The 3,543-nt window shown below is 59.1% G+C and carries 2 protein-coding genes and 1 pseudogene; all 3 read left to right on the top strand.

Translation table 11 applies throughout. The features are described 5' to 3' along the window. A pseudogene (locus I5S59_RS26850) lies at positions 1-133 on the top strand (hypothetical protein); the annotation flags it as partial. A 263-nt stretch (positions 134-396) separates the two neighbouring features. After that, the gene (locus tag I5S59_RS26265; protein WP_197879178.1) at positions 397-2,022 is read left to right on the top strand and encodes an ABC transporter substrate-binding protein; all 1,626 of its coding nucleotides are present in this window, start codon (positions 397-399) and stop codon (positions 2,020-2,022) included. 236 nt (positions 2,023-2,258) lie between these two features. Further along, a partial coding sequence (locus I5S59_RS26260; RefSeq protein WP_197879177.1) for an ABC transporter substrate-binding protein occupies positions 2,259-3,543 on the top strand: 1,285 nt, incomplete at its 3' end.

The raw sequence follows: 3,543 nt of genomic DNA, 5'->3' as shown, positions 1-3,543 counted from the left end.
CTGGCAGAAGCGTCACCAGCAGGTGATCGAGTCCGGTGGCCTGCATGTGATCGCCTCCGAGCGTCACGAATCCCGCCGTATCGACAACCAGCTGCGCGGGCGGGGCGGCCCGGCGGGGGGGCCCGCGAATGCTGTTACGGCTCGTAACCCTGCGCCCCGCCCTGGTGCCAGGGGTGACCACTCCCTCATGAAACGTCTTCGAAAATTGCGTCACCAGACAGGCGCAAACGTTTAACCCCGTCTTTAATTATACGAATGCGACATTCCTGTACGTTCGTCCCACGCTTTGAGCCACATCCTGCACTGAGTGTTGCATTGGGTACGAGGCCTGCATAAGTTTTTGCAGGTAGGCTCACAAGGCCCCCTCACATCAAAAATGACAACAATGAGGCCACCATGCTCAAAAACGCAGTCATTCCGTTCCTGGTCGGCGCAGGCTTGCTCGCCAGCGCTCCTTCAGCCCTCGCGGCGGCTAACCTGGTGTTCTGCTCAGAAGGCAGCCCCGCCGGTTTCGACCCGGGCCAGTACACCACCGGAACCGACTTCGATGCCTCAGCCGAGACAGTCTTCAACCGCCTCAGCCAGTTCGAGCGCGGCGGTACCGCGGTCATCCCGGGCCTGGCGACCAGCTGGGACATTTCTGCGGATGGCCTGACCTACACCTTCCACCTGCGTGAAGGGGTCAAGTTCCATACCACCGAGTACTTCAAGCCGACGCGTGAATTCAACGCTGACGACGTGCTGTTCACCTTCAACCGAATGCTCGACAAGGACATGCCGTTCCGCAAGGCCTACCCGACCGAGTTCCCGTACTTCACCGACATGGGCATGGACAAGAACATCGCCAAGGTGGAGAAGATCGACGATCACACGGTCAAGTTCACCCTGAATGAGGTAGATGCCGCGTTCATCCAGAACATGGCCATGAGCTTCGCCTCGATCCAGTCGGCCGAATACGCCGCGCAGTTGCTTAAAGACGGCAAGCCCGCAGACATCAACCAGAAACCGATCGGCACCGGCCCGTTCGTGTTCAGCAAGTACCAGAAAGATGCGCAGATCCGTTTCAAGGGCAACAAGGACTACTGGCAGCCCGATGACGTGAAGATCGACAACCTGATCTTCGCCATCACCACCGACGCCTCGGTGCGCATGCAAAAGCTGAAAAAAAATGAATGCCAGGTCACCCTCTTCCCCCGGCCGGCCGATATCGAGCCGCTCAAGGCCGACCCGAACCTGAAAATGCCTGACCAGGCCGGTTTCAACCTGGGCTACATCGCCTACAACGTAATGGACAAAATCAAGGGCAGCGACCAGCCCAACCCCATGTCCCAGCTCAAGGTCCGCGAGGCCCTGGACATGGCGGTGAACAAGGCCGAAATCATCAAGTCGGTGTACCAGGGCGCTGGCCAGCTGGCGGTCAATGCCATGCCGCCGACCCAGTGGTCCTACGACACGACCATCAAGGACGCGCCCTTCGACCCGGAAAAAGCCAAGCAACTGCTCAAGAAGGCCGGTGTCAAGGAAGGCACCGAGATCACCCTGTGGGCCATGCCGGTGCAGCGCCCGTACAACCCCAACGCCAAACTGATGGCCGAAATGCTCCAGTCCGACTGGAAGAAGATCGGCATCAACGCCAAGATCGTCAGCTATGAGTGGGGCGAGTACATCAAGCGCTCCAAGGCGGGAGAAAACGGCGCGATGCTGATCGGCTGGAGCGGTGACAACGGTGACCCGGACAACTGGCTGGGCACCCTGTACGGCTGCGATGCAATCAATGGCAACAACTTCTCCAAGTGGTGCGACCCGACGTACGACAAGCTGATCAAACAGGCCAAGGCCACTGCCGATCAAGCCAAGCGTACCGAGCTGTACAAGCAAGCCCAGCAATACCTCAAAACCCAGGTACCGATTACACCGATCGCCCACTCGACGGTGTATCAGCCTATGCGCACCACCGTGCAGGACTACAAGATCAGCCCGTTCGGCCTGAACTCCTTCTATGGTGTCAGCGTGTCCAAGTAGCGACTGCTCCCAGCCCTGTCGTGCACTACGACAGGGCTGTCGGACTGTGGCCCGCCGAATCAGTTGCCCGCGCACCTAAATAGAAACATCGCATCAGCTATCAGACCCCTCCTACAGACCACTGAGAATTCGTACCTAGCTGCGCGCCTTCGACGCCTCTAACGTCGTAATGGCCGGCCAGGTTGCGCAGCAGTGCTCTGGCCCCCCAAAAAAATAACAAGATAGAAGGGGTCGTCATGCGCTATCCGCCATTGATCGCAACGTTAGTGGGCCTCAGCCTGCTTACCCAAGCCTCTCCGGCTCCGGCCAAGAACCTGGTGTTCTGCTCCGAAGGCAGCCCAGGCGGTTTTGATACCGCCCAGTACACCAGCTCCACCGACAACGATGCCGCCGAGCCGATCTACAATCGCCTGGTCGAGTTCGAGCGCGGCGCCACGGCCGTTCAACCCGCACTGGCAAAAAACTGGGAGGTGTCACCTGACGCTCTGACCTACACCTTTCACTTGCGCGAAGGAGTGAAGTTTCATGGCAACAAGACCTTCACTCCCAGCCGCGACTTCAATGCCGACGATGTGCTCTTTACCTTCAACCGCATGCTGGATCGCAAGCACCCGTTTCGCAAAGCCTACCCTACGGAGTTTCCCTACTTTGTCAGCATGAGCCTGGACAAGAACATTGCCCGGGTGGAGAAAACCGCGCCCATGACGGTGGTCTTCCGCCTCAACAGCGTGGACGCAGCATTCGTGCAGAACCTGGCCATGAGTTTCGCCTCGATCCTGTCTGCCGAATACGCCGAGCAACTGATGCAGTCCGGCAGCCCCAGCGACATCAACCACCAACCGATTGGTACCGGGCCATTCGTGTTTCAGCGCTACCAGAAGGACTCCCAGATCCGCTATCGCGCGAACCAGCGCTACTGGGACCCGCAGCAGGTGAAACTCGAACAACTGATCTTTTCGATCAACACCGATGCGTCGGTGCGCGTCCAGAAGCTGCGCCGCAACGAATGCCAGGTGACGGTCAATCCGCGCCCTGCCGACCTCGATGCCCTTAAACGTGACCCGGCACTGCAAGTCATCGAAAAGCCCGGCTTCAACCTCGGCTACATCGCCTACAACGTTCAGCACCCACCCTTCGACCAGCTTCAGGTGCGCCAGGCTCTGGACATGGCCGTCAACAAGGCCGCCATCGTCCAGGCGGTGTACCAGCACGCCGGTCAGCTGGCTGTCGGCAGCATGCCGCCGACGCAGTGGTCCTATGACCACAGCATCAAGGACGCCGCCTACGACCCGGACAAGGCCCGCATGCTGCTCAAGGCCGCCGGGGTCAAGAAAGGTACTGAAGTAACCCTGGTTCTGTCCCGTGACAACGGACGCCAAGAAGCGATACTTAATTCGCTAACTTGGAGGTTGCCATGTACCCACCTAACCGCCGTAGCTATACCGATGAGTTCAAAGCCCAAGCTGTTGCATTGGCTGAGACGGTTGGCAGGACCGAAGCCGCTCGTCAGCTTGAGATGTC

This window comes from Pseudomonas alkylphenolica (assembly GCF_016009175.1).
GTDB lineage: Bacteria > Pseudomonadota > Gammaproteobacteria > Pseudomonadales > Pseudomonadaceae > Aquipseudomonas > Aquipseudomonas alkylphenolica_B.
Note: the sequence above shows the minus strand (reverse complement) of the source record. Positions and strands in the feature narration are given on the sequence as shown.